The organism is Chitinophaga varians (assembly GCF_012641275.1).
Taxonomy (GTDB): domain Bacteria; phylum Bacteroidota; class Bacteroidia; order Chitinophagales; family Chitinophagaceae; genus Chitinophaga; species Chitinophaga varians_A.
In genome coordinates this window covers 2,219,700-2,245,854 of record NZ_JABAIA010000001.1, presented here as the reverse complement: position 1 = coordinate 2,245,854, position 26,155 = coordinate 2,219,700, and the positions used below count along the sequence as shown (strand labels likewise).

Here is a 26,155-nt window from a genome sequence, read left to right as displayed (position 1 = left end):
AGGGAGGTGGCAGGGCTTCTGCTGGATATCGGCAATAATTTAGGGATTTCCTGGTTTTCGGTTTTCTGACTGGAGTAAATACTATCTACCCCAAAATCAAAAAATCGAAAATCAAAAAATCCCTGAATAAAATATCTAAGTACTAAATGTCTGAATAACTAAATCTCCACGGGTGCTTTTTCCTGCTGCGGGGCGGTATGCCGGGCCAGGAATCTTCTCTGGAACAGCAGGATGGTGATCACGCCAATGGAAATGGCGGCATCGGCGATGTTGAATACCGGGCGGAAGAACACAAAGTAGTCGCCTCCTTTGAAAGGCACCCAGCTGGGCAGGTAGCCTTCATAGATGGGGAAGTACAGCATATCCACCACACGGCCGTGGAGGAAGCTGCCATAACCGCCGCCGGCAGGCATAAACTTCGCTACTTCATAGCCGATGCTGTCGTTGAAAATAAGGCCGTAGAACATGCTATCTATCAGGTTGCCAGCTGCGCCTGCCAGGATGAGGGAGCCACAGATCAGCAAACCGGTGCTGTATTTTTCCCGGATAAGCTTTTTGATGTAGATGAAACCAGCCACTACTGCTACCAGCCGGAAGGTGGTCAGCAGGATCTTGCCGAAATCACCACCAAACTTGAGACCATAGGCCATCCCTTCATTTTCGATGAAATGGATACGGAACCAATTGGGGAAAATGATGAACTCCTGTTGCATGAACATGTGCGTCTTGATCCAGAATTTCAGCGTCTGATCAATGACCAGGATAAGGATAACAATGAGTACTACGTGACGATATTTCAACTTATATTAAAATTTTGTCAAAAATAACAGATTATTTCAAAGTCCGAAACCTGCAATATCATTATTCCTGAAAATATACCCGTTTCACCCGCTGTGAAATTCCTGTTAATATTTCATAGGCAATGGTGTCTGCCCAATCGGCCAATTGCTGCACTGACAGGTCCTGGCCGAAAACGATCACCTCGTCGCCTTCCATGATATCAGGGATATGGGTCACGTCCAGCATCAGCATGTCCATGGCCACTGCGCCGATAACGGGCGCCAGTTTGCCACGGATCAGCATTTTACCTGTGCCGTTGCCCATTCTGCGGGGGTAACCGTCGGCATAACCAATACGCACAGTGGCGGTCACGGCCGGTCCTTTGGCAGTCCAACGGGCGCCATAACCCACCGTGTCACCGGCTTCCAGGTTCTTCAGCTGTGCCACCGTGGTTTTCAGGGTGCTGACATTCCGCAGCTGGTCCTGGATTCCATTGCTGTAATCGAGGCCATACATGCCAATGCCCAGTCTTACCATGTCCAGGTGCAGGTCCGGATGACGGGTAATACCGGAACTATTGGAAATATGTCGGATAACCGCATAACTCAGCGCTTTCTGCAGCTCATGGCTCATTTCATAGAATAAACGGCCCTGCTGTTGTGTCAGCGCGTCTTTCTCCGGGTCTTCGCTGGCTGCCAGGTGACTGAAAATAGACTGCACTTTGAGCAATTGGTTGGCCGTGAGGGCCTGCGCCAGTTCGGGGATATCCTTCTTTACAAAGCCGAGCCGGTGCATACCGGTGTCCAGCTTGATATGGATCGGGAATTCGGTCTTGCCGGCAGCGCTCACTTCTTCCATAAACTGCAGCAGGATGCTCATGGAATAGATCTCCGGTTCCAGGTTCCAGTGCAGGATAGCATCGAAACTGGCTGGTTCGGGGTTCATCACCATAATCGGCATGGTAATGCCGGCACGGCGCAGTTCCACGCCTTCATCGGCATAAGCCACGGCGAGGTAGTCTACCCCATGGAATTGCAGCAGGTTGGCTATTTCAAAGCTGCCGCTGCCATAGGAAAACGCTTTTACCATGGCCATCAGTTTGGTGCCTGGTTTCAGCAAAGACTGGTACTGCTTCACATTATGCGCGATAGCTGTCAGGTTGATCTCCAGGATGGTCTGGTGTGCTTTCTGCTCCAGCAGTTTGCCGATACGCTCAAACTGAAAAACACGGGAGCCTTTCACCAGAATGGTTTCGTTCTCGAAATCATCGGCATTGAACTGCTGCACATATTCGTCGGTCGTATTGAAAAACTGTGTCTTTAAGCCTTCCACCTGCTGGAAACTTTTCTTTTCCCGGCCGATGTTTTTGCCGATGGCGATGAGTTTATTGATGCCTTTTTTCTGTAACAGGTCAGCCACTTCCTCATACAGGATAGCATCGCTTTTGCCGCTTTGCAGGATATCGCTCAGGATCACGGTGCGGGTGGCATGCTGTTGTTGCTGTTGCAGGAAATCGAGCGCAATGGTCAGTGAGCCCAGATCGAGATTATAGGCGTCATTGATCACGGAGCTGTTATTGATGCCCTGTTTCAGTTCCAGCCGCATGGCCACATTGCTCAGCAGGTCCATCCGTTGTTGTATCACTTCCTGCTCTTTGCCGAGGTACAGCATCAGGGCCCAGCAGTGAATGGCGTTTTCGATGGAACCTTCATCTACAAAGGGAATGCTGATATGCAGTGTTTCCTGTTTGTACAGGGCCTCAATACGGGTCTGGTTATCGTGTTTGTCGATGGTGACGATGCGCAGGTCGGCGTCTGTTTTACGGGACCAGGAGAACAGTTCCGGTCCGCCGCCGCCTTCCTGGTTTTCTCTTTTGCCTACCTGGTTGTGGAAAGACAACACACATTCGTTGAGTGCGAGGTAGTCTTTACAATAGATAAGAATATCGCTTTTAGCAAAGAGGACCAGCTTTTCGTTGATCTTTTGCCGGATGTTAAGGAACCCTTCACTATGCGCTTCGCCGATATTGGTGAAGATGCCAACAGTAGGACGGATAATCTTCTCCAGGTTCACCATCTCACCGGGCTGTGAAATACCGGCTTCAAAAATAGCCAGCTGATGTTCAGGTTTCATCTGCCATACGGAGAGCGGCACCCCTATCTGGGAGTTGTAGCTCTTCGGGCTGCGCACAATGTTATAATCCTTTTCCAGCAATTGGTACAACCATTCTTTCACGATGGTTTTACCGTTGCTGCCGGTGATACCAATAACCGGAATATGGAACTGCTGCCGGTGGAATGCTACCAGCGTATGCAGCGCCTGTAAGGTATCTTTTACCAGGATAAAGTTGGCTTTAGGATATTTTTCCAAAGGCACGGGCTCACTCACAATGAAGTTGCTGACCCCTTTGCGGTACAGCTCTTCAATATACTGATGAGCGTTGCGCCGGGGGCTAACCAGGGGTATGAACAGAGATGTTTCCGGAAAACTCAGCTTCCGGCTGTCCAGTAAGAGATGTTCAATTTCAGAAAATCCGGTCTCTTGCAACAATTCCCCTTTGAGCGTCTTGTTAATGCTTGCTGCGTTATACACTTTTATCAGATTTGAATAATCATTAACAACTGCTGTGACTCTTGAAGCAGTCATTTTATTACTAGGCTTTTCTTTCCGGTGACTCATTTTTCTGATGACGGAGGGAATACCAGATTGACCCTCCCAGACAAAGAACAATCACTAACAGCGATACATATATCGGTATATGGATAAAGTAATCTGCCAGCATTTTCAGTCCTATGTATATCAGTACGATGGCAATACCCTGGGGCAGATAATCAAATTTATCCACCGCCCCTCTCAACAAAAAGAACAGGGACCGTAATCCCAGTACCGCAAATATGTTGGAGGTGTACACCACGACCGGTTGTTGTGATATGGCAAATACCGCCGGAATGGAATCCAGGGCGAAAATAATATCGGTTACGGCAAGCATCACGACTACTACAGATAACGTAGTCAGATACACCTTATTATTTCTGCGGACCACAAATTTTCCATCTGCCTCTTCATGCGTTACCCGCAGGTATTTGTTCATAAACCGGTAGGCCACATTTTCTCCCGGTTTAAATTCATCATCCGGTTTCGCTGTAAACATCTTATATCCGGTATACAACAGAAATGCGCCAAAAAGGTACAATATCCAGTGAAACCGCGCGATCAACACCACTCCCACACTGATGAAAATAGCCCGAAAAACCAACGCCATCAGGATACCTATCAATAATACACGCGAGTAGTGCTCTTCCTTTATTTTAAAGAAACCAAAAATGAGAATAAATACAAAAATATTGTCCATAGAGAGTGATTTCTCCATGAGATAAGCACTCATGAAACTGATGGCCGTATCTGCGCCATCTTCAAACCACATAAATCCAAAGAACAATACTGCAAGCCCTACCCAGAAAATGCTCTGCCACAGAGCCGTTTTTAGCGTTGTTTTGGTGTTTTTTTTACTAAATAAACCCAGGTCAAAAACTAAAGCCAGGACTATCACCATGCCGAAAATGAGATATGTCCACTGGATGGGTGTCATGAGACGCTCGCTTTTTGTGAAGGGCAAAGATATGTATTTATCCACGCAAAGGCGTCAGACAGACCATTGGCAAAGTGCATATAATAAAGTTAAAACCGGATGACGCCGGTCATCATTTATTTGTATGGGTTAAAAAAATAATATTTTTTACTGCGATATCTTTGGTATTACAGGCTGATTTATCTGCCTTTATTCGGCAAACTTACGCTGGCGCACAAACTGGAATACCATCGCGAAAAGCAATACCAGTCCTATTGGCACCAGGAAGCAGATAGCCTGCCATTTTGTTTTTTCCTTTTTTATTTTTTCTGTGTCCAGCAATCGGAGCGCGAGTTCTTTGTTCCGGCTTTCCATGATACCGCTCTTACCGCTCAGATATTCGAGACAGTTAAGAAAAAACTCTTTATTGGCGAAGGCGAAGCCGGGATTAAACTCATTAATGCCCATTTGCAACGGGCCGTCTTTGCGGGACACTGCATTGGCTATAAGGTCGCCATCGCTGACAACGATCATTTTATTAGCAGTATCAGCTGTTTCCCGGAAGGGATGTCCGCTTGCCTGCTGAAAAGCAGCCATAGTGGCCTGGTCCAGGCGGTTGCGGAACAATGAGGTGAAACGCCCTTCCAGCAATACGGCCGCAGGGATGTGCTGCTCGCGGTATTCCCGGATATTGGGTTTTGTTTTTACAATGTCCCAGCTAACCTGTGCCGGTATACGTACACGGCGGCTGCTGCGGGAGGTGGTCAGCAGGATGGTTTTCTTTACTCCTTCTGCTTTAACGGTGTCCATAGAGCTGACAAAGCGGCTCAGTACCATATCCATATTTTTTACAATAGGATGTGCGCCGGTGGGCGTCAGCATCGGGAAATAAGGAAATGGCACCGGTTGTATCTGCGGCCTGTTGCCCACATTGCCCACTACCAGCGGCACGATGTCTGACTGCAGGTCCTGCACCAGGTCCTGATTGATACGCACGCCATAACGGAATAACAGGTCTTCCAGGTTCAGCCCTCTGTCGAATGCAAGGAATTCGGAACGCTGGTGCAGGCTGTCCATAGCGGCGTTGGTTTCATCCAGGAACCACAACACTTTTCCACCGTTCATGACATACTGATCGATCTTTAATTTGTCCTGATCGCTGAAAGCCGCTGCAGGCTTGGCAAACAGGATGATATTGAAATCCTGCGGGATAGCAGGAACAGATTGCAGCGTCAGCGTGTCCAGTCCGTAACCGGATTGCAGCGTGGTGAGCGCGTCATATACTTCTGCGCCCAGCGATTCTCCATGGCCCAGCATATAGCCTACCAGCGGCTTTTTTTCTTCCTGCAATTTGCTGATGGCATTGGCAAACTGGTATTCCAGCAAGGCTTCCGAGCTGTTCATGGTCTGCAGGGGATCTTGTCCGCCCTGGTTTTTCAACAGGTTCACGCCGATCGTTTTCCCTTTGTAATGCACCAGTGCGCCGGGAAAGATGAGCTTTTCGGAATAGCTCTCGTTGGCATCTTCCTGTACTTTCATATTAAACGGCATGATGCCCTGTGCGGTAAGCTCACCGAAAAACTTCATGCGGGATGAGTCGGAAAGGCCCTGCCCCGGATTGATGAAAGTGACACGGATATTTTGTTTGCCGTATTCACGGAATTCGTCCAGCAGCTCCTGTGTGGACTGTGCCAGCTGTTTAAAGGAGGCAGGATAATCCCCTTTCAGGAACACTTCAATATCTACCGGGCTGTTGAGCTGCCGGAGCAGCTGTTTGGTCCCGCTGGTGAGCGTATATCTTTTTTCAGCAGTCAGGTCCCATCGGCCGTGGAAGTAGGCCGCGGCTATATTCACCCCTATAAGTACCAGGATAATGACCAGTGCCCGCTGTATGTATTTTTTTCGTTTAGCCATACTGTTTATATTAACCGTTCTGCCAGAGTTTTCTTTGTAGGGATAATTTGGTGAGATATAACATCAGGCCGATGACGCTGATAAAGTAGACGATATCGCGGCTGTCGATGACGCCCCGGCTGATAGACGTATAGTGGAAGCGGATACCGGCCATTTGCAGGTAATAATCTGCGCCACCGCTGAAAGCGGGGATTTTGCTGAGCGCATCGAAGCCATTGTAAAAAATATAGCTGGTGAAAACGGCAATCAGAAAGGCGATCATGGCATTGGCCGTAAGGGAAGATGCCCACAGGCCGATAGCAGTGAAAACGGCGCCCAGCAGGAACAGGCCGGTGTAGGCGCCCAGCATGCCGCCGTTATCGAGCTGTTGCGGGTTTACGCTCAACTGCCGCACGGCGATGTAATATACCACGGTTGGTACCAGGGAGATGCCTACGATCAGCAGGCTGCCCCAGAATTTACCCATCACAATCTGCCACCAGCTGAGGGGTTTGGTGCTCAACAGCTCCATGGTGCCGGTTTTGAACTCGTCGGCAAAACAGCGCATGGTGATAGCAGGTATAAGCAGCAGGTAGATCAACGGAGCAAGGTCGAACAGCGGGTCCAGATTGGCATAGCCGGTGTCCAGCAGGCTGGTGTCCGGGAATACGAAGAGGAACAGGCCGTTTGCCAGTAAAAACAGCACAATGGCCACATAACCCGTGACGCTGCTGAAAAACTGGTTTATCTCTTTCTTAAAGATGGCAAGCATGGACAGTTGTGTAAGGATTAGGATACATAAAAATACAAATATATAAGATTATGGTTGCCGGGAAGAAAATCATGGATGTGCCCAGGAAGCGCTGTCCTGCAGATGTCCTTCCAGGTACATCTCCCAGAGGGGGCTTTCGGCCCGCAGCTGTTGAACGGTGCTGGTAACGGTACGGATAGCATAATCGATTTGCTCGTCGGTGGTGAACCGGCCCAGAGCGAAGCGCAGGGAGGCATGGGCGAGATCGTCGCCAATACCGAGGGCTTTCAGCACATAGCTGGGTTCCATGGAGGCCGCTGTACAGGCGGAGCCGGAAGAGAGTGCAATTGTTTTGTTGAATCCCATCAGTAAGGTGGTGCCTTCTATATATTTAAAGGAAATATTCATGACATGCGGCAGCCGGTGTTCTACAGAACCATTCACATGCGCCTGTTCTATTTGTAATAACGCATCCTGGAGGCGGTTTCGCATGAGCGACAATCTTTTTGCATCAGACGACATTTCCTGTTGGGCCAGCTCACAGGCTTTACCCAGTCCTACGATGCCGGGCACGTTGAGGGTGCCGGAGCGCATGCCTCTTTCATGGCCGCCGCCGTCCATCTGGGCGGTGAGTTTTACCCGCGGATCGCGGCGCCGCACATACAGCGCACCTACGCCTTTGGGCCCGTACATTTTATGGGCACTGAGCGTGAGCAGGTCAATATGATCGTTGAGCACATTGACCGGTATTTTACCAACAGCCTGGGACGCATCGCAGAGATAAATGACGCCGTGCTTTTTGGCAATGGCGCCAATGGTCTGCACCGGATGAATGACGCCGGTTTCATTATTGGCGTACATGAAGGCAATGAGGATGGTCTGCGGGGTGATAGCGGCTTCCAGCGCTTCCGGGTCAGGAAGGCCTTCACTGTTGACCGGCAGATAAGTCACTGCCGCGCCTTTTTTCTCCAGGTGCTTGCAGGTATCCAATACAGCTTTGTGTTCTGTTTGACAAGTAATGATATGATTGCCTTTGGCGGTATAGGTCTCAAAAACGCCTTTGATGGCGAGGTTGACCGCCTCAGTGGCGCCGGAGGTAAAGACGATCTCCTGTGGTTGCGCCCCTATCAATCGGGCTACCTGTTCCCGGGCCTGGTCCACGGCTGCTTCCGCTGACCAGCCAAAGGCGTGGCTGCGACTTGCCGCATTACCAAACATCACGGTGAAATAAGGCAACATGGCTTCCAGCACCCGCGGATCGCAAGGCGTGGTGGCGTTGTTGTCCAGGTAAACGGGCAGATCTAACATATTCTCTTTATTTTTTATATTATCTCCCAAACAATCCAAATCTACGACATAAGTTCTATTTTTACCGGGTTAAGAAAGACAGTAATTAATCATACCGGTAAAAGAATTTCCCATGTTAAAAGTTGAGCATATCGGGATTGCGGTCACATCCCTGGACGTGTCTGTTCCGTTATTTGAGAAACTATTGAACACACCCTGCTATAAAAAAGAGGAAGTAGAGAGCGAACAGGTACAGACCGCTTTTTTTCAACAGGGTGAAACCAAGATAGAATTATTGGAAGCTACAGGGCCGGACAGTGCCATTGCTAAATTTTTGGCTAAAAAAGGAGAAGGAATGCATCATATTGCTTTTGAGGTGGCGGATATTTATGCGGAAATGGCCAGGTTGCAGCAGGAAGGCTTCGTTTTGCTGCAGGAAACCCCCAAGAAAGGCGCTGATAACAAGCTGATTTGCTTCCTACATCCTAAAAATACGAACGGGGTTTTGATCGAAATTTGTCAAGAGATCAAATAACGAATTCATTATACATATGGAAATTTAATAATTAAATTTATTTTAATTTTTTTTCCATTTTAGCAATCCAAACAGACAATGTGATACGTAGATAATTACGAGCGACCCTGAAAGGGACCCTAAAAACCAAAATCAGAAATAATAAATGCCCAAAAATTTTTGACTTTTTTGAACAAATATATTTTCTGATATGTTATCTCAATAAAAGACAATCAAAAACAAAAAATAAAAAAGACAGACCTTTTATTAACACAAGATATTATAAAACTTATAGTTAATATATGCTGTAAGTTTTCACGATTACTCTAAAGTTGGCATAGGTTATGAACACCTGCGGGTTTTTTAGCTTGCAGGTCTTTTTTTTTAGCTAACTCCACACTTTCTCCTTTCGTCTCTTTTAGTATTTTAAAAGAAACAAAACTTCAAAAAAGGGCGGATAGTTTATTGAATATCTAAAATGGCAATGGAAGCAGTTGATGAATTAGTTCGCTAATCAGGTTTAATCACAGCTGCATTACAGTTTACTGTCGTTGTTGTTTTCTGCCTATAAGTACTGCATATAGGCGTTTAAGGTATTAAACGCATTTGTTTTCAGATTATTGTAACGGAGCGTCTATTGAAATCAAGTCAGATAACTTACATCATAAAAAAAGCCCCTGCTGGTCACACAGCAGGGGCTTTTTTATGATGTAAGAAATTTTTTTTAGTTGAAGATATACCGGATACCCACTTGTCCCTGCCAGCGGGAAAGCGCGTTGGTATTGTCTCTCCAGGAATTGGTAACGGGGATCTGGTTGTCCTTGTCCTGGTAAGGGAAAGAGAATGCCGGTGCGGCGGTAGGCTTACCGGTAGCATCGCGGAGTTGTCCTTCATATTTCAGGAAGTTAGGCACATTGGCAATCTGATAGGTACCCCATCTTCTGTTGAGCAGGTTGCCGAAATTGATGATATCAAAAGTCAGGCGCAGCGTATGTTTGTTTTTCTGTTTGCCGCTGAACACGAAGATATCCTGTGTGATGTTCAGGTCCATGCGTTTGAAGAATGGCAGCACTACGGCATTGCGCTCTGCATATTGGCCGCGGTGGTGGCTCAGGTAATCATCCTGTTTAATGAAATTGTCCAGCTGGTTCCAGATAACCGTTTCACTGCGTTTGTCTGCAGGGTTGCTGGCATCGAAATTTTTATCACCATAACCTACCGGTACCAGTTTGATATCATTTTTGGTAGCCGGAATAAAGATCAGGTCATTGTTACCGCCGGAGCCGTCATTATTGAGGTCGCCATTGTAAGTATAGGAGATAGCCCCGTTAGGCGCGGCTTCAAACACCATACCGACAGACGTGGCGAAGTTCTTCGCCCAGTTGAAACGGTAAGTGGCTGCGGCAATAATGCGGTGCGGCAGATAGTAGTTGGAATAACCCAGAGACGCTTCATTGGGATCGCCGCTTACAGGACGGTCGCGCCAGTTGCCCTGCGCAATAGTACCGCCATCATTGATGGAGCGTGACTTGCTGTAGGTATATGCTGCGCTCAGGTACAGGTTAGGCAGGTTTTTCTGCACCTGTAAAGTAACGAAGTAAGAATAGCCTTTGCTGGTATTACGCATCAGGATGGCATCGCTGATATTGGGATTGCCGAGGCTGGTGCCTGCACCGTAGATTTTAGTGCTGCTGTAACGTAAACGGTGGTCCGGCGTGCTGTCCAGCTGGAGACCGGTAGCAGGCAGGTTCACGTTCTGGAAGTATACGGCATTGATGTCTTTGGAATAGTTGCCTTCCAGTGTGGCCACAATGCCCCAGGGCAGCTGACGGTCTACTGCCAGGGTTGCTTTCAATACCTGCGGATACTTGAAGTTGGGATCAATTACCGCAATGTTATATTGTTTGGATGGCTCAGTGGTGACTACACGGTACTTGCCCGGGTCTGCATTGAAGGCATACGGAATAGTGGAAGCGGGATTGTTGGGATCTGTCTGCGCAACAAAAGATCCGAATTGCACACCGTTGTTGCCTGCCTGGTTGCTCAGCCATACTGCCGGCGGAGGACCGGAGAACAGGCCAATGCCGCCACGTACCTGTGTTTTGCCATCATGGGTTGCGTCCCAGTTGAAGCCGATGCGCGGAGAGAACATCGGTTTGGTTTTAGGCGCACGGCCTACGTCCAGATGAATGCCATCGCGGAACGTCAGCGTTGTCAGCGAATCGTTTCTGTCGAAAGTGCTTCCGATAACGGGAACGTCTATACGCAAACCATAGGTCAGCGTAAAGTGATTGGTGATGCTCCATTTGTCCTGGATGAAGGCGCCCAGTTCCAGCTGGTTGATTTTAGCATACGGGAAAGAACCGTCTTTGGTAGTGGTATAAGACAGCGCGTAACGGGAGGCGGTAAGCGCGCCGGTCTTTGCGCTGGCGTAAAAATCAGTCATCGAATTGAAACGGTAGTTGCCCATATAGTTGGGAGCAAAACCGTTCAGGAACGTTTTGTAATAGTTCTGGGTACCGATGGTGATTTCATGTTTACCACGATAGAGGTTATAGATATCGGATATCTGGAACACGTTTGTGTTCAGTTTATTGTTGTAGGTAAACGGCTCATAACCGAAAGCGGTATAGCTGTTGCCTTGTCCGTCGAGGATATCCACCAGCGGGAATTCTTTGGCAGACAGCGGAGTCCTGAAATCGCGCATGGCGGAGAAACCTACCTGTAATTTGTTGGAGGCGCGGTTGCCGATGCGGGTGTTCAGCTCGGCGATGAAGATATTGAAGTTGTTATTGATCGTATATCCGCTGCCGCTGAAAGGCAGACCGGTGCTGCTGGGCTGGCGGCCTGCTCCCGGTGCGCCGCTGTTGCTGGCGGGAATGTCTTTGTAAGATTTCAGGTAGTTGTATTTGAAAGTAAACGTATTGTTTTCGTTTACGTTCCAGTCAACTTTAACGGTGATTTTATCGCTGGAAGTGCGGTAAGTGTAGTCCTGGTAGTCACCGGGGTTATACTGGTAGTTGTCGATCAGGAACTGGCGTAGTGCGTTCAAAGTATCGGCTACCGCCCTGGAAACGTTGCCTGTGGCAGGTGCGCCGGCTTTACTGTTAGCAATCAGGCTGGTGGCAGGTGCAGTGATTCTTTCCTGTTCAGCGCTCACGAAGAAGAACAGTTTGTTCTGTACGATAGCGCCGCCGGCGGAGAATCCGCGCAGGTTGTAATCGAAGACAGGTTTGGTAACGGTGGCATTGCCTACTTTCAGGCCCTGCAGTCCGGGTGACTGGATATAAGTGTACACAGAGCCTTTGAACTGGTTGGTACCGCTTTTGGTAACGCTGTTGATGCCGGCGCCGGAAAAGCCGCCTTGTTTCACGTCATAAGGGGAAACGTTTACCTGTATCTGTTCCAGCGCTTCGAGGCTGATTGGCTGAGAGGCGGTCTGGGAGCCGAGGGTAGGCTGCAGGCCGAAAGAGTTGTTAAAGTTGGCGCCATCAACCGTGATGTTGTTGAGCTGATTGCTTCTGCCGCCGATATTAAGACCATTGGCGGAAGGGGTAAGTTTGGTAAAGTCCTGCATGGAGCGGGTGATAGTGGGCAGGCGGTCCATCTGCGCACGGGTGATCACTTCCTGGCTGCCGGTGCGGGCTTTGTTGATTACTTTGTTTTGTGCGGCGGTTTTCACCACAATTTCATTCAGGGTGCTGGTACTCTGTTGCAGCTTGATGTCTGCTTTGTATTCCTGTCCCAGCTGGAGGAATATATTTTCCCTTTTTTCATCTTTGAAACCGATGTAAGACACGGTGAGCACGTAAGGGCCGCCCACACGGAGGTTAGGCAGGTTAAAGCGTCCGTCTTTACGGGATACGGTCACATAACGGGTACCGGTTGGCTGATGCAGGGCTACGATACTGGCGCCTGGCACGGGCCCGTCGCCACTGCCGATGATGCCGGCAATGTCTGCGGTGGTTTCCTGGGCAAAAATCAAAGCAGGGATTAGTAGTATGCAAACCAGCATACATAGGGTTTTACACCAATTGTTCTTGTGCATTACGATTCAGATTTTGGGCAAATATCAAATGAGAAATAATAGCATTAAAAATAATACAATTATGAAATCATTAATATTTCGCCCAAAAAATCTGCAAATAAATTACGCGATCACTTTTTCCATACCGGTGCTGCGGGAGCCTTTGATCAGTATATGTGTGTCCTGGAACTGTTGCTGCTGAAGCCATTGGGCCGCTTCTGCTGAGTTATCAAGATAAATGTAAGGATGGTTGACCTTTTTAAAATCACCGCCCACCAGCACTACTGCTTCCCAGTGATGACGTTGTAATTGTTCTACCAGGGCTTCGTGTTCTTTGATACTGTCTGTACCCAGTTCCATCATGGCGCCCAGCATCAGTACTTTTTTAGGGGCCTCGATGCCCACGAAGTTATCGATGGCAGCTTTCATGCTGGAGGGGTTGGCATTATAGGCGTCCATGATAATAGTGTTGGAGCCTCGCTGCATGACCTGTGAACGGTTGTTGGACGGCGTATAGGCGGCGATGGCGGGACCGATTTTTTCTGCCGGCACTTTAAAGTGGCTGGCTACCGCTACTGCGGCCATCACATTAGGGAAGTTATACGCGCCGGTAAGTTTGGTTTGTATGAATCCGATGTTATCGTTGGCTACTTCAACACCCAGCAGAGCTTTGTCTGCTGCGGGCGTGCCGGTGTAGTCGGCTTCTTTGCTGCCGTAAGTAATAATATGGGAGATGCCCTTGCTCATGTCCATGAGATAGGGATAGTCGTTGCAAACGAATACGGTGCCGCCGTTGGCGCGCAGGTAATCATACAGTTCCCCTTTGGCGATGCGGACACCTTCTTCGCTGCCGAACCCTTCAAGGTGGGCTTTGCCGATATTGGTGATAATGCCATGGGTAGGCAATGCGATGGTGCAGTAGCTGGCGATCTCTTTCTGATGGCTGGCGCCCATTTCAATAACGGCTATTTCCACGTCCGGCTTAATGGCCAGGATGGTCAGCGGCACGCCGATATGGTTGTTGAGGTTGCCGATAGTGGCGAAAGTTTTGAAACCGGCAGACAGGGCGGCGTTGACCAGCTCTTTCGTAGTGGTTTTACCGTTAGTGCCCGTAATGGCGAGGAAAGGAATGTTTAACTGTTTCCGGTGCCATAAAGCGAGTGCCTGCAAGGCTTCCAGTACGTTGTCTACCAGCGCCATTTTGTCTGGCTGCGTATAATACGCGGCCTCGTCCACCACGGCGAAGGCTGCGCCCATTTCCAGTGCTTTGGCAGCAAATTCATTGCCGTTGAAATTATCTCCTTTCAGGGCAAAGAAAATATCATTCGGTTGCAACTTGCGGGTGTCTGTCTGAATGCTGCCATGCTGCAGATAGATATGATAGATTTGTTCTATGGTCACGAGTGGAAGATTTTCTGCAAAATAACAACTAAATCCAAATAGTGTAACCCTGGCAACCCATTCACTGCATCTTTCGTATCAGATACAGGTCAATAAACAATTATGAAAAAGAAAACCCATCTTTTGTTAGCGGGAGTTCTCCTGCTGGCAGCCTGTAAAAATGAACAGGCGCCGGCACCGGTGATCCCGAACGAGGGCCTCGACTGTAAAGTGGCCCGCATTTTCACTACTTATGCGCAGCAGGCCATCCAGGCCAATTGCACCTCCCGCGGATGCCATACCGGCAATATCCCACGGGGCCGTGCGGATTTTTCCACCCCGGACAACCTGAAAGCCTACATCACAGCGTCCCGGGCAGTTTTTATCCAACGTGTCACCAGCGCTCAGGCGGATATGCCGCCATCACGTTTCCCGGCATTGTCTAAAGGGATGAAAGATTCCATCGCCTGCTGGATAGAACGAGGTATGCCAGATCAGTAAATCCAAATCTTTTGCTCATGAAAAACCTCTTCCTTCTTTTTTCTTTGGTGATCATCACCAGTGCGGTATCAGCGCAGGATGTTTTCTCCTGCAAGAATACCCGGTTCTCTTTCTTCTCATCGGCGCCACTGGAAGATATAGAGGCTAAAACCGACAAAGGCGTGTCCGCCATCAATGTAAAGACCGGCGCCATTTATTTTAAAGTACCGATCGCTTCTTTCCAGTTCCGGAAAAAGCTGATGCAGGACCATTTCAACCAAAATTATCTGGAGAGCGACAAATTCCCCTTTGCCGAATTCAAGGGGAAAGTGGTGGAAAACACAGACCTCAGCCGCAACGGCACCTATGAGGTGACCGTGGAAGGTATGCTGAACCTGCATGGGGTAGACAAAGCCTATCGTGAGAAAGGCACCATCACTGTAAAAGACGGCAACATCACGGCCGGCTCCACTTTCAACATCCGCGTGGCAGACCATCGCATTGATGTGCCTTCCATGGTGGTGAAAAACGTAGCAGAGGTAGTGGCGGTAACCGTCAACGCAGTGTATACCGCCGTGGTAAACCGGTAATCCTTGTCATCATTATTATTATTAAACATACCCATGAAAATTATTGCATTTCTGTTGCTGTGCACCAGCATCAGCGTATATGGCCAGGCCCAGCAGGACCTGAGCCACCTTTTCGATTCTACCGGTCCCGCACATCCGAAAGTGTTGTACACGTATAAAGGCACCCGCATTATTATGGGGCATTCAACGGACATGTTGCGCAAACATGAGCTGGATTTCCGTGTAGACCACCGCTTCGGCGACCTGGGCGGTGAATTTGGCGGTTCCAAAACATTCTATGGCATCGATAACTCCACTGACATTCGTATAGGGCTGGAGTATGGCATCACTGACCGGCTGATGGCGGGCCTTGGCCGCTCCAAAGGTTCCGGCGAACAGCGCCAGCTAATAGACCTGCTGGTGAAATACAAACTGGTAGAGCAAACACAGGACGGCCATGTGCCGGTGTCCGTGGCGTTGCTGGGCACGGCGGTCATGTCTGCCATGACATCAGAAGAAGATCCGCATAAAGCCGCCTGGTTTGGCGATGCCTCCGACCGCATGAGTTATGTGGCGCAGAGCATTGTGTCCCGCAAATTCGGCGACAGGCTGGCGTTTTCATTGTCCCCTACTTATGTTCACCGCAACCGGGTGGGTTATATGGACATGAACAATATGTTTGCCCTGGGCGTGGGAGGCCGGTTGAAGGTATCCAAACGGATCGGCATTGTGGCGGAATATTTTTATCCGTTCCGCTCACAGGCCAGCCGCGACTATTACAAATCGCAGGGCATCACTTTCTATAACCCGCTGGGCGTAGGACTGGAAATAGAAACAGGCGGGCATGTGTTCCATATTAACTTTACGAATTCCACAGCTATCCAGGAAACGCAATTTATTCCTGAAACCACCACTTCGTGGTTACAGGGGCAGTTCCGCTGGGGTTTCAATATTTCCCGTAGATTTACGTTATTCGGGAAAAAGGATTGGAAAAAATAAAATGTAGCATACAAGTTGATTCCGGACTGGCCCGCATCGCAGCGAAAGTGATGCGGGTGAAGGCAGTGGCCATGGTACTGGGGCGCACTATACATCTGTATGGGGCGTCCCGGCTGGAATTTCTGTCAGATATAGCCTGGGTCCGGCACGAGGCCTGCCATGTGTTACAGTACCGGCAGTATGGCATGATAGGTTTCCTGACACGGTATTTGTATCAGTCAGCCCGGTGGGGATATTATCATAATCCGCTGGAAGTGGCCGCCAGAAAGGCGGAAGCTGACCCGGGCATTCTGGAAGGAATAGAAATTATTTAAAAAATCGTTAAAGTGTTGCGGAAAATATAATTTTTATACCCACTGGCTTTATTTTTCTTATTTTTACGTCAAAGGTTGTTTTTATGGTTAAGAAGGTAACAGAGGGAATCACTATCAGCGTGGAAACATTCTACCAGCCGGATTATTCTAATCCTATTGGAAGCGAATTCATGTTTGCTTACCGTATCACCATTGAGAACAACAATACTTTCCCCATTAAATTGCTGCGCCGCCACTGGTACATCATTGATTCCAACGGCACCCACCGTGAAGTGGAGGGTGAAGGCGTGGTAGGCGTACAGCCGCTACTGGCCCCCGGCGAGACTTATCAATATGTCTCGGGTTCCAACCTTCGCACTGAAATAGGCAAGATGTACGGTACCTACCAAATGGAAAACCAACTGGACAAGAAAATCTTTGAAGTAAGGATTCCTGAATTCCAGATGGTGGTTCCCTTTAAGCTCAACTAACCTTTACGGTCTGTACCTGGACGCCTTGAATATTTCCAGCAGGTTTTTCGACTCCATCAATTGCTGAACGCTTACGTCAGCATGTTTTTCCATGTATTTGTTCACGATACTGTAGCCCACGAAGTAGCCGATTTTTCCGGGAGATCCTTCGGGCATGCCTTGTGTGGCCGGTGCGTCGTTCATGAAGAGGTTGATCTGCTGCCAGTCTGTTGTGTATAACAGGTTGTTCTGCACGAAAAACTGCCAGATCAGCTTTTCATTATCATGGCACCATTGCAGCTGCTCTTTCGTATAGCCGAAGCGGATAGAGTCGGGCGTATTGGGAAGTACTTTGGACAGGAAATACTGTTGTTTGCCGGCTTCGATCATCTGTTCCAGCAGGCCACCACTGTTACGGGGCGCAGGATACAGCTGTTGTTGCAGTACCTGCATACAGTTGGTGGTAATATACTCCGGCGCAAAACGGCGGATCATATAATCAGGATAGTCAGGTATCTGGGCATAAGGGGCAAAATCGGCCCCCATATACATGTCCAGCCCTATCCCCAGGATGGAGTCGATCGTAATGGCACCATAATTGGCGATACCGGAGGTAAAAGTGATCACTTTGGGTGCACGGAAAGCGGGAATGTAATATTTGGTATACCGAAACGCCTCTTCCAGCTGTTTTTGCAGCGTACCGGCGTTAGCGTATTTTTGAGACACGGCGGTTTCCAGTTGCCGGAAATCACGGTTGGTCAGGAAAAGCCGCAGCTGGCGCTGTACTTCCTGGCTGCTGTCTGCATAAGCGCCAAAGTTCATGATCTCCGAAATATAGATGGGCATGAAAAGCGGATAGGACTGATGCAGCCGGGTGAGCCCGGGTTGGATATCATTGGTGTCGATAGTGAACAGCGCCGAATCGAACCGCTGGATACTAACGTTCATGGGTATATGGCTTACGTCCGGAGCTTTATTGCCGGTTTTGCAGGCGTACAGCAGCAGTGCCGCAAGGCAGCCAGTCAGCAGGGAATATGTGGGATTGTTTCGCATTCAGTAAAATTACGAATTACGAATTATGAATTACGAATTCGGGGCTGTTTATTAGGCTGTTACCTAGTGAAATGTCCGATAATAGGTTATCAATTCGTAATTCGTAATCCGTAATTCGTAATTGATTTTCGTAATTTCATCGTTAAAATGAATCATATGAAGCGGTTTTTTTTGCTGGCATTAACATTAGGGATAGCAACAGCAGGGATGGCACAGAGCGGACAGGGTACTTTTGTCCGTAAAGTACGGCTGGGCTTTAAATTAGATCCGATGATCTCGATACTGAAGCCACAGGAGTCGGGCGTAAGCCGCAACAGCTCCAAAGGAGGACTGAGTTTCGGGCTGATGGCTGATTTCAACCTGAACGAAGCCGGCAATTATGCGCTGGCCTCGGGTTTTAACGTAGTGCTGGGCGGCAGTAAGCTGAAATATGATGCCGGCAAAGGACTGAGCGAGTTCAGGGCCAATCCGGCAGAATACAACATGAAACTTACTTACATCGAAGTACCGGTGGCGCTGAAGCTGAAAACCACCTCGGCCAACGATCTTAACTTCTGGGGACAGTTCGGTACCTATCTGGCTTTCCCGGTCAGCGGCCGGGCGGATGTTATCTCCCTGAATGAAACGCATGACAGGGTAAACATACTGCCACAGATGAACCGCATCAATATCGGCATGCTGATAGGCGCCGGCGTGGAATACCCGCTGGGTGAAACCCTCACCGGTATTGTAGGCCTTACCTACCAGAACGGTTTCGTGGACGTTACCCGAAACGGCAAATGGGATGATGGTAAGGTAAATATGAATAGCTTTGCGCTGCGGCTGGGCGTATATTTTTAACAGTCGATCTTAAACTTTTTTCAAGGGTATGAAAATTATACTGGCACAACAGAACTATCATATAGGTAATTTTGAACACAACACACAGAAGATCATCGAAGGAATAGCCGCTGCCAAAGCACAGGGCGCTGAACTGGTGGTGTTTTCCGAACTGTGTGTATGTGGTTATCCCCCACGCGATTTCCTCGAGTTTGAAGATTTTATTGCGCAATGTTACCATGCCATAGACGTGATCAAAGCGCATACGCACGATATCGCTGTACTGGTAGGCTGCCCGGCCCGCAACCCGCAAAGGGAAGGCAAGGACCTGTTCAATGCAGCGTGGTTCCTCCATGAAGGGGAAGTAAAGCAGGTGGTGCATAAAACGCTGCTTCCCACCTACGACGTTTTTGATGAATACCGTTACTTCGAGCCTTCTTACGAATGGAACATCATTCCATTCAAAGGGAAAAAACTGGCTGTGACCATTTGTGAAGATATCTGGAACCTGGGTGACAACCCGCTGTACCGTATATGTCCGATGGACGTGCTGATGGCACAGCAGCCGGACGTGATGATCAACCTCTCCGCTTCCCCGTTTGATTACGATCACGATGAAGACCGTAAAGAGATCATCCGCGCCAATGTGCTCAAATACAAGCTGCCCATGTATTATTGTAATACGGTGGGCTCCCAGACAGAGATCGTGTTCGACGGCGGCTCCCTTATTTACGACGCTGCCGGCAATGTGGTAAAGGAACTGCCTTACTTCACCGAAGCCATGGGCGGCGTGAATTTGGAAGACCTGCTCTCCAAAGGTGAAGCCCCTGCTAAAATGGAGGCTTTCACACCCCTGACGGAACTGGTGTTTGATCACAATATCAACCGGATATACGACGCGCTGGTGCTGGGCATCCGCGACTACTTCGGCAAGATGGGTTTCAAAAAGGCCATCCTGGGCTCTTCCGGCGGTATCGACAGCGCCGTGACCCTCGCCATTGCGTGTGAGGCGCTGGGCGCCGAAAACGTACGGGCCGTGCTGATGCCTTCCCCTTATTCTACTGAACATTCTGTAGATGATGCCGTGGCGTTGTCTAAAAACCTGGACAACCCTTATGATATCATCCGCATCAATGATATTTACGAGAGTTTTCTGGCCACGCTGGAGCCGTATTTTAAAGGACTGCCCTTCAATGTGGCAGAAGAAAATACCCAGTCCCGTATCCGCGGCAACCTGCTGATGGGCCTTTCCAACAAATTCGGGTATATCCTCCTGAACACCTCCAACAAAAGTGAGCTGTCTACCGGCTACGGTACCCTCTACGGCGATATGGCCGGTGGCCTGTCCGTACTGGGCGACGTTTACAAAATGCAGGTGTACGCCCTCGCGCGGTACATCAACCGGGATAAAGAGATCATCCCGGTAAATATCATTGACAAGGCCCCTTCTGCAGAGCTGCGCCCCAACCAAAAGGACAGCGACAGCCTGCCGGACTACACAGTGCTGGACAGACTGCTGTACCAGTACATAGAGCGCCGCCAGGGACCTAAAGAAATTATTGCTCAGGGATTTGACTCCGCTTTGGTTTCGCGGGCCTTAAAGATGGTCAACACCAATGAATACAAAAGGAATCAATTCTGCCCTATCATCCGCGTATCTTCCAAGGCCTTTGGTGTGGGCCGCCGGATACCGATAGTAGGTAAATATCTCAGCTAAATGCTATTTTTCTATCTTTGAGCAAATTTTTTAATAATACAACATGTTACAAGTACCGTTTATACGTCAAAATAAAGAACTGGTATTAGAGCGTCTCGCCCTGAAAAATTTTAAAGAAACAGGCCTGGTAGACGAAGTGCTGGAACTGGACGACAAGCGTAAGCGCCTCACACAGGAATATGATGAAACACAGGCGCAGGTGAACAGTCTCTCCAAAGAGATCGGTAAACTGATGGCGCAGGGCAAAAAAGAAGAAGGCGAAGCACAACGTGCTGCCGTAAACGCCCTGAAAGAGAAACTGGGACCTGTGAATGATGAGCTGAACGCTACCGAAAAAGCGCTGCACGATACTCTCGTTAAGCTGCCTAATCTGCCTGCTGCCATGGTGCCTCCCGGTAAAACCCCGGAAGAGAACGTGGAAGTGCGCCGTGGTGGCAACATCCCGACGCTGGCCGCTGATGCCGTGCCTCACTGGGACCTCGCTAAAAAATACCAGCTGATAGATTTCGAACTGGGTAATAAAATCACCGGCAGCGGTTTCCCTGTTTTCCAGAAACAGGGCGCCCGCCTGCAACGTGCCATGATACAGTACTTCCTGGATTTTAACCTGGACAACGGTTATACCGAATACGCCCCTCCTTACCTGGTAAACGAAGCCTCTGCCTTTGGTACCGGCCAGTTGCCTGATAAAGAAGGACAGATGTACCACGCCACGGAGGACAACTATTTCCTGATCCCCACAGCAGAAGTGCCGCTGACCAATATCTACCGCGATGAAATCGTGAAAGACACTGATCTGCCTATCAGAATGACCGGATATACCCCTTGCTTCCGCCGTGAAGCCGGCTCCTACGGTAAAGACGTACGTGGCCTCAACAGGGTGCACCAGTTCGACAAAGTAGAATTGGTACAGATTGTACATCCGGAGAAATCTTACGAAGCGCTGGACGAGATGGTGGCCCATGTGGAGAAACTGCTCAACAGCCTCCAGCTGCCCTATCGTATTCTGCGGTTGTGCGGCGGTGATATGAGTTTTGCGTCTGCCATTACCTACGATTTTGAAGTGTACAGCGCCGCCCAGCAGAAATGGCTGGAAGTGAGCTCTGTGTCTAACTTTGAGACGTACCAGACCAACCGCATGAAGATCCGCTTCAAAGAAGCCAACGGCAAGCCACAGCTGACCCACTCCCTGAATGGCAGCTCTTTGGCCCTGCCGCGTATTATGGCCTGTCTGCTGGAAAACAACCAGACGGAAGCGGGTATTCAGTTGCCAGCCGTACTGCACCGCTATTTCGGCGCAGACAAAATTGCATAAACACCATCTGTTTTTGATGATAAAGAGCAGCCCTAAACCGGCTGCTTTTTTTTATTTTCGTACCATGAGACATTTTTTGCCCAACGGAGCAGAACTGATCATCCGGCCACCGGTGGTGGAAGATGCCCTCGGCTTGCTGCGTAATTTCCAGCGGATGACGCAGGAAACAGAATTCCTGTTGTTCACCCCCGGAGAGGCCCTGGAGCTGAATGAGAAATCAGAAGAGGATTTTATCAAAACGTACCTGAAGAACCCCGACCAGCTGATGCTGGTCGCCATTGTTAATGATACACTGGTAGGGTCTATCACCGTAAACCATAGCGGATATTATAAAAGAGGGCATACCGCTGAAATGGGCATCGCCGTAGAGCGCGCCTGGAGCGGTCTAGGCATCGGCCGCCGGCTGATGACCGCTATGCTGCGCTGGGCCGAACAACATGCAAAAATACAGCTGATATACCTGCAGGTATTTGGAAACAACGATAAAGCCATGCATCTCTATCGTAACTTCGGGTTCCTGGAATGTGGCCGCCTGCCTTACGGCATACAACAGAAAGAAGGGCAATATGCCGACCTGGTGACGATGTACCGCCGGGTAAAACCATGATCATAAAGACGATTTGTTATGCAACGATATGACCGACAGACAAGACTGGAAGGCTTTGGCCCGGAAAAGCAGCGTTTATTGCAGGCCGCGTCCGTGCTGGTGATTGGCGCCGGCGGACTGGGAGTGCCCGTGCTGCAATACCTAACGGCCATGGGTATAGGAAAAATAGGAATTGTGGAGCATGATACCGTATCCGTTACCAATCTGCAACGGCAGGTGCTGTACTATACCGCCGATCAGGGGAAACCCAAGCTGGCGCTGGCCGCAACAAGGCTGCAACAACTTAATCCGGAAATACAGATTGTGCCACATGATACCTGGCTTACGACAGACAATGCGCTGGACATTATCGGCGCGTATGACGTAGTAGTGGACTGCTCTGATAATTTCGGCACCCGCTACCTGGTGAACGACGCCTGTGTAATAGCAGGCAAACCGTTGGTATACGGCGCCATCTACAAATACGAAGGACAGTTGAGCGTGTTCAACTACCAGGGTGGCGCTACCTATCGCTGTATTTTCCCTGACGCGCCGGAATCAGGCGAGATGCTGAATTGCAGCGAAATAGGCGTACTGGGCGTACTGCCCGGCATCATCGGTTGTTACCAGGCCAATGAAGTGGTGAAAGTGATCACCGGCATTGGCACACCGCTGAAAAACCAGCTGCTGACAATTGACACCTTACATAATACCCACCTAACTTTTAATATTACACCGGTAGCTGCCAATCAACAGATAACACGGTTGGCAGACAACTATCAACAAACTGTTTGTGAAGTGAATAATCTGCAATCCCTGTCTGTAGAAGAGCTGCAGCAATGGCTACAGCAAGGCGATGCCCTGCAACTGCTGGACGTGAGAGAAGATGACGAATGGGAGATCTGCCATCTGCCACAGGCCATTCATATCCCTATGGGACAGGTATTGGGCCGTGTGAGCGCCCTGCAACCTGAAGCGCCGCTGGCGGTACTGTGCCATCATGGTATGCGTAGCCGTGCCGTGGGACAGCGTTTGGTGGAGATGGGCTTCAAACAGGTGTATAATGTGGAAGGTGGTATTCATGCCTGGGCCTGTGCCATTGATGACCAGATGCAAACTTATTAATGTGACCATAGAACTCTGTCTTCTCTTTTTCCTGGTAGCGCTGGTATATTCTGCGGCCGGTTTCGGAGGTGGTTCCAGCTACCTGGCTATCCTGGCTTTGTGGGGCATCGATTTTCAACTGATGAAGTCCACCGCTTTATTATGCAATGTGGCCGTGGTGGCCGGTGGCGTGTATCATTTTTACAAAAGCGGCCATCTTCCGATGAAGAAGGCGCTGTTGCTGTCTTTCGTTAGCGTGCCGCTGGCTTTTGTGGGAAGTTATCTGCCACTTAAGCAGGAAACCTTTTTCCTGTTGCTGGGCGTAGCGCTTACATTGGCAGCCGTGTTCATGTGCTACCGGTTGTTCTTTGAGCGTAACCAGCAAACGGAAACCCTGCGGGAAGGTAACGGTGTCCTGTATGGATTTATCGGCGGCGCTATCGGCCTGCTGTCCGGCATGACCGGCATCGGCGGTGGTATTTACCTGGCGCCGGTATTGCGGCTGGGCAAGTGCGATACCGCAAAAAACGTGGCAGGACTGAGCAGCTTCTTTATCCTCGTTAATTCTATTTCAGGGCTGCTGGGACAGGCCGCAAAAAAAGCCATTGTATTTGAACCTGCCTTCGCCGGTCCACTGTTGCTGGCGGTAATTATTGGCGGGCAAATCGGTGCGCGGCTGAGTGCCCGTGTGCTGAAACCCAAATGGGTGGCGGGTGCTACGGCGGTGTTGATTTTATATGCAGGCGTGAGAATGCTCATAAAGTAATTACGAATTATAAATTACGAATTACGAATGGAGGGCTGTTTTATAGAGCGGTTATTTAGTAACCTTTCCATAAAACAGCCCTCCATTCGTAATTCGTAATTCGTAATTCGTAATTGATTTTATCCTCCTATCACAGACATGCTTTCCGGTGTGCCGGCGTGCAGCCGTTCGGCTGCAAACCCGTTGGCAGCACGGTGATGCAATGCCTGCTGAATAGCCGGCAGCAGCGCTTCTCCTGACCGCATCAGGTCTCTTGCATTTAAAGCATCGGGGCCATAAAGGCACGTTTTGACACTACCGGTGGCGGATATACGAAGTCTGTTGCAGGTGCCACAGAAAGTGCGACTATAGGCAGGAATCACGCCGATATTGCCGGCATGGCCTGGAATACTGTAGTTGAGCGCGGTGGAATGGGGCGCATCCGGTAATTTATGCAGGGTGTATCTTTCCCGTAGCGTATCGAGGATAGTTTCATAATTCCAGTTGATGCCTGAAAAGGCATGTCCCTGGCCATTAAATGGCATTTCTTCAATAAACCTTACTGATACGGGCAGCTCGCGTGTAAGCGCTGCAAAAGGTACCAGCTCGTCTGTGTTGACCTGGTCCATCACCACCACATTGATCTTCACTTGCAGCTGATGGGCCAGCAGGCTGTCCAGTGTTTGCATGACAGCAGCGAACCGGTCGCGGCGCGTGATCTGGTGAAAACGTTGAGGTTGCAGCGTATCAAGACTGAGATTGACATGGGTAATGCCCAGTGCTTTCAGGTCGGGAATATAACGGTGGGTAAGCACGCCGTTGGTGGTGATGGCTATCTGCTGTATGCCGGCAATAGCTTTAATACTGGCCAGCAGGGGAATAAGGCCCGGGCGAAGAAACGGTTCTCCACCGGTGATCCTCACTTTCGAGATGCCGGCAGACGCCAGTGTTTCCAGCAGCGTGACGATTTCTGCATCTGTAAGCAGTGCGGACGATTTAACAAACCGCATGTGCTCCGGCATACAGTAAGTGCAGCGGAGATTGCAACGGTCTGTTACCGACAGTCTAACGTAATCGATTATACGATGATGGGCGTCCGTCAGCATGTTCAGCAGTTTTTGCCTGCGTTCGGATTTTCAAAAGCCTGGCTGTCATCTTCATTTCTTGGGGAAAGGCACTGGAAATCCTTTTCCACCAATACTTTCAGCTCAGAACCATCAGGATTGGGAAGTATTAATTCAAAGCCAACCTGGTCCGGTGTGTACCAGCGCTGTAACGTCTCTGCCGGCAGTAACAGATGTACGCCGTCGTGTTCCATTTTGATCACCGGGTCGGTGATGCTTTTGGAACGTACGCAAAAATGAAGCACGCCCGCGCCGATATGGGTGATAGACTCAACTTTGCCGGTAGTTTCCAGCAGCTCCATATCTGTTTTGTCCAACCGGTAGCGGATGCTGTTCCCTCTTATCCTGATCTTCATAGAAAGTGATTTTCTCCGGTATTAAAAGTACTATTTTATCACTGCTATATTGTAGTTTTAACCAACAAATTTCAATGTATGGGCCTTCTGCTTTTTGGTGTGGCGAAAGATATTGCCGGTGCGGCGCTGGTTGGTTTGCCGGAAACGGTGACCAATGTGGCGGAACTGAAACAGTGGTTGTATGACCGTTACCCTGCCATGCAGCAGCTCAGTTCCCTGATGATAGCGGTCAACCGGGAATATGCGACTGATACACAAATCATCCGTGCAGGTGATGAAGTGGCGGTGATACCGCCGGTGAGCGGCGGATAGTTCCCGCAAAGGC

Annotated in this window: 24 protein-coding genes; 13 read left to right on the top strand and 11 right to left on the bottom strand. The window is 49.4% G+C overall.

Translation table 11 applies throughout. The annotated features are described in order from the left end of the window. Positions 1-158: 158 nt before the first annotated feature. From HGH92_RS09100 to HGH92_RS09075, 6 genes are all read right to left on the bottom strand, one after another. Positions 159-800, bottom strand: a complete 642-nt coding sequence (locus HGH92_RS09100; protein ID WP_168870414.1) for a lipoprotein signal peptidase — start codon at positions 798-800, stop codon at positions 159-161. Positions 801-861: 61 nt separating this feature from the next. Beyond that, positions 862-3,372: a bifunctional UDP-N-acetylmuramoyl-tripeptide:D-alanyl-D-alanine ligase/alanine racemase gene (locus tag HGH92_RS09095; RefSeq protein WP_168870413.1), complete on the bottom strand. Its 2,511-nt coding sequence runs from the start codon at positions 3,370-3,372 to the stop codon at positions 862-864. Between the two features lie 61 nt (positions 3,373-3,433). After that, positions 3,434-4,369: a TerC/Alx family metal homeostasis membrane protein gene (locus HGH92_RS09090; protein WP_168870412.1), complete on the bottom strand. Its 936-nt coding sequence runs from the start codon at positions 4,367-4,369 to the stop codon at positions 3,434-3,436. A gap of 189 nt (positions 4,370-4,558) precedes the next feature. Next, positions 4,559-6,262 (bottom strand): gliding motility-associated ABC transporter substrate-binding protein GldG, encoded by a 1,704-nt coding sequence (gldG, locus tag HGH92_RS09085; RefSeq protein ID WP_168870411.1) that lies wholly within the window; start codon positions 6,260-6,262, stop codon positions 4,559-4,561. A gap of 10 nt (positions 6,263-6,272) precedes the next feature. Continuing rightward, the gene (gene gldF / locus HGH92_RS09080; RefSeq protein WP_168870410.1) at positions 6,273-7,013 is read right to left on the bottom strand and encodes a gliding motility-associated ABC transporter permease subunit GldF; all 741 of its coding nucleotides are present in this window, start codon (positions 7,011-7,013) and stop codon (positions 6,273-6,275) included. A 69-nt stretch (positions 7,014-7,082) separates the two neighbouring features. Next, the gene (locus HGH92_RS09075) at positions 7,083-8,300 is read right to left on the bottom strand and encodes an IscS subfamily cysteine desulfurase (protein WP_168870409.1); all 1,218 of its coding nucleotides are present in this window, start codon (positions 8,298-8,300) and stop codon (positions 7,083-7,085) included. Between the two features lie 112 nt (positions 8,301-8,412). Between HGH92_RS09075 and mce the strand changes: the two genes are divergently transcribed. Further along, on the top strand, positions 8,413-8,814 hold the full coding sequence (gene mce / locus HGH92_RS09070) for a methylmalonyl-CoA epimerase (protein ID WP_168870408.1): 402 nt from the start codon (positions 8,413-8,415) through the stop codon (positions 8,812-8,814). Between the two features lie 703 nt (positions 8,815-9,517). On the opposite strand, the gene HGH92_RS09065 is transcribed toward mce, so the two are convergent. Beyond that, entirely contained in the window at positions 9,518-12,808 is a 3,291-nt protein-coding gene (locus HGH92_RS09065; RefSeq protein ID WP_247654853.1) for a carboxypeptidase regulatory-like domain-containing protein, read from the bottom strand. A 135-nt stretch (positions 12,809-12,943) separates the two neighbouring features. Next, entirely contained in the window at positions 12,944-14,221 is a 1,278-nt protein-coding gene (locus HGH92_RS09060; RefSeq protein WP_168870406.1) for a UDP-N-acetylmuramoyl-tripeptide--D-alanyl-D-alanine ligase, read from the bottom strand. Positions 14,222-14,323: 102 nt separating this feature from the next. Between HGH92_RS09060 and HGH92_RS09055 the strand changes: the two genes are divergently transcribed. The 5 genes from HGH92_RS09055 (at position 14,324) to apaG (ending at position 17,032) form a co-directional block, all read left to right on the top strand. Continuing rightward, entirely contained in the window at positions 14,324-14,701 is a 378-nt protein-coding gene (locus HGH92_RS09055; protein WP_168870405.1) for a hypothetical protein, read from the top strand. Positions 14,702-14,718: 17 nt separating this feature from the next. Further along, positions 14,719-15,270: a YceI family protein gene (locus HGH92_RS09050; protein WP_168870404.1), complete on the top strand. Its 552-nt coding sequence runs from the start codon at positions 14,719-14,721 to the stop codon at positions 15,268-15,270. A 33-nt stretch (positions 15,271-15,303) separates the two neighbouring features. After that, complete coding sequence (locus HGH92_RS09045; protein ID WP_168870403.1) at positions 15,304-16,248, top strand: DUF5777 family beta-barrel protein; 945 nt, start codon at positions 15,304-15,306, stop codon at positions 16,246-16,248. After that, a complete protein-coding gene (locus HGH92_RS09040; protein ID WP_168870402.1) occupies positions 16,236-16,562 on the top strand; it encodes a DUF4157 domain-containing protein in 327 nt (108 codons plus the stop codon). The genes HGH92_RS09045 and HGH92_RS09040 overlap by 13 nt, the downstream gene beginning before the upstream one ends. An 83-nt stretch (positions 16,563-16,645) precedes the next feature. Further along, positions 16,646-17,032 (top strand): Co2+/Mg2+ efflux protein ApaG, encoded by a 387-nt coding sequence (gene apaG / locus HGH92_RS09035; RefSeq protein WP_078669198.1) that lies wholly within the window; start codon positions 16,646-16,648, stop codon positions 17,030-17,032. A gap of 3 nt (positions 17,033-17,035) precedes the next feature. Here apaG and HGH92_RS09030 read toward each other — a convergent pair whose 3' ends face one another. Next, on the bottom strand, positions 17,036-18,064 hold the full coding sequence (locus HGH92_RS09030) for a hypothetical protein (RefSeq protein ID WP_168870401.1): 1,029 nt from the start codon (positions 18,062-18,064) through the stop codon (positions 17,036-17,038). 156 nt (positions 18,065-18,220) lie between these two features. Between HGH92_RS09030 and HGH92_RS09025 the strand changes: the two genes are divergently transcribed. From HGH92_RS09025 to HGH92_RS09000, 6 genes are all read left to right on the top strand, one after another. Further along, positions 18,221-18,904 (top strand): porin family protein, encoded by a 684-nt coding sequence (locus HGH92_RS09025; protein ID WP_168870400.1) that lies wholly within the window; start codon positions 18,221-18,223, stop codon positions 18,902-18,904. Between the two features lie 28 nt (positions 18,905-18,932). Continuing rightward, complete coding sequence (locus tag HGH92_RS09020) at positions 18,933-20,600, top strand: NAD+ synthase (protein WP_168870399.1); 1,668 nt, start codon at positions 18,933-18,935, stop codon at positions 20,598-20,600. A gap of 43 nt (positions 20,601-20,643) precedes the next feature. Next, positions 20,644-21,915 (top strand): serine--tRNA ligase, encoded by a 1,272-nt coding sequence (gene serS, locus HGH92_RS09015; RefSeq protein ID WP_168870398.1) that lies wholly within the window; start codon positions 20,644-20,646, stop codon positions 21,913-21,915. 64 nt (positions 21,916-21,979) lie between these two features. Next, positions 21,980-22,522, top strand: a complete 543-nt coding sequence (locus HGH92_RS09010) for a GNAT family N-acetyltransferase (RefSeq protein WP_168870397.1) — start codon at positions 21,980-21,982, stop codon at positions 22,520-22,522. Positions 22,523-22,540: 18 nt separating this feature from the next. Next, entirely contained in the window at positions 22,541-23,626 is a 1,086-nt protein-coding gene (locus tag HGH92_RS09005; RefSeq protein WP_168870396.1) for a HesA/MoeB/ThiF family protein, read from the top strand. A gap of 1 nt (position 23,627) precedes the next feature. Continuing rightward, positions 23,628-24,371 (top strand): sulfite exporter TauE/SafE family protein, encoded by a 744-nt coding sequence (locus HGH92_RS09000; RefSeq protein ID WP_168870395.1) that lies wholly within the window; start codon positions 23,628-23,630, stop codon positions 24,369-24,371. 119 nt (positions 24,372-24,490) lie between these two features. Here the strand turns inward: HGH92_RS09000 and moaA are convergent, their stop codons facing one another. Continuing rightward, on the bottom strand, positions 24,491-25,456 hold the full coding sequence (gene moaA / locus HGH92_RS08995; RefSeq protein WP_168870394.1) for a GTP 3',8-cyclase MoaA: 966 nt from the start codon (positions 25,454-25,456) through the stop codon (positions 24,491-24,493). A gap of 2 nt (positions 25,457-25,458) precedes the next feature. Next, positions 25,459-25,830 (bottom strand): DUF7009 family protein, encoded by a 372-nt coding sequence (locus HGH92_RS08990; protein WP_168870393.1) that lies wholly within the window; start codon positions 25,828-25,830, stop codon positions 25,459-25,461. A 78-nt stretch (positions 25,831-25,908) separates the two neighbouring features. Between HGH92_RS08990 and moaD the strand changes: the two genes are divergently transcribed. Beyond that, positions 25,909-26,142 (top strand): molybdopterin converting factor subunit 1, encoded by a 234-nt coding sequence (gene moaD, locus HGH92_RS08985; RefSeq protein ID WP_168870392.1) that lies wholly within the window; start codon positions 25,909-25,911, stop codon positions 26,140-26,142. Positions 26,143-26,155 lie beyond the last annotated feature (13 nt).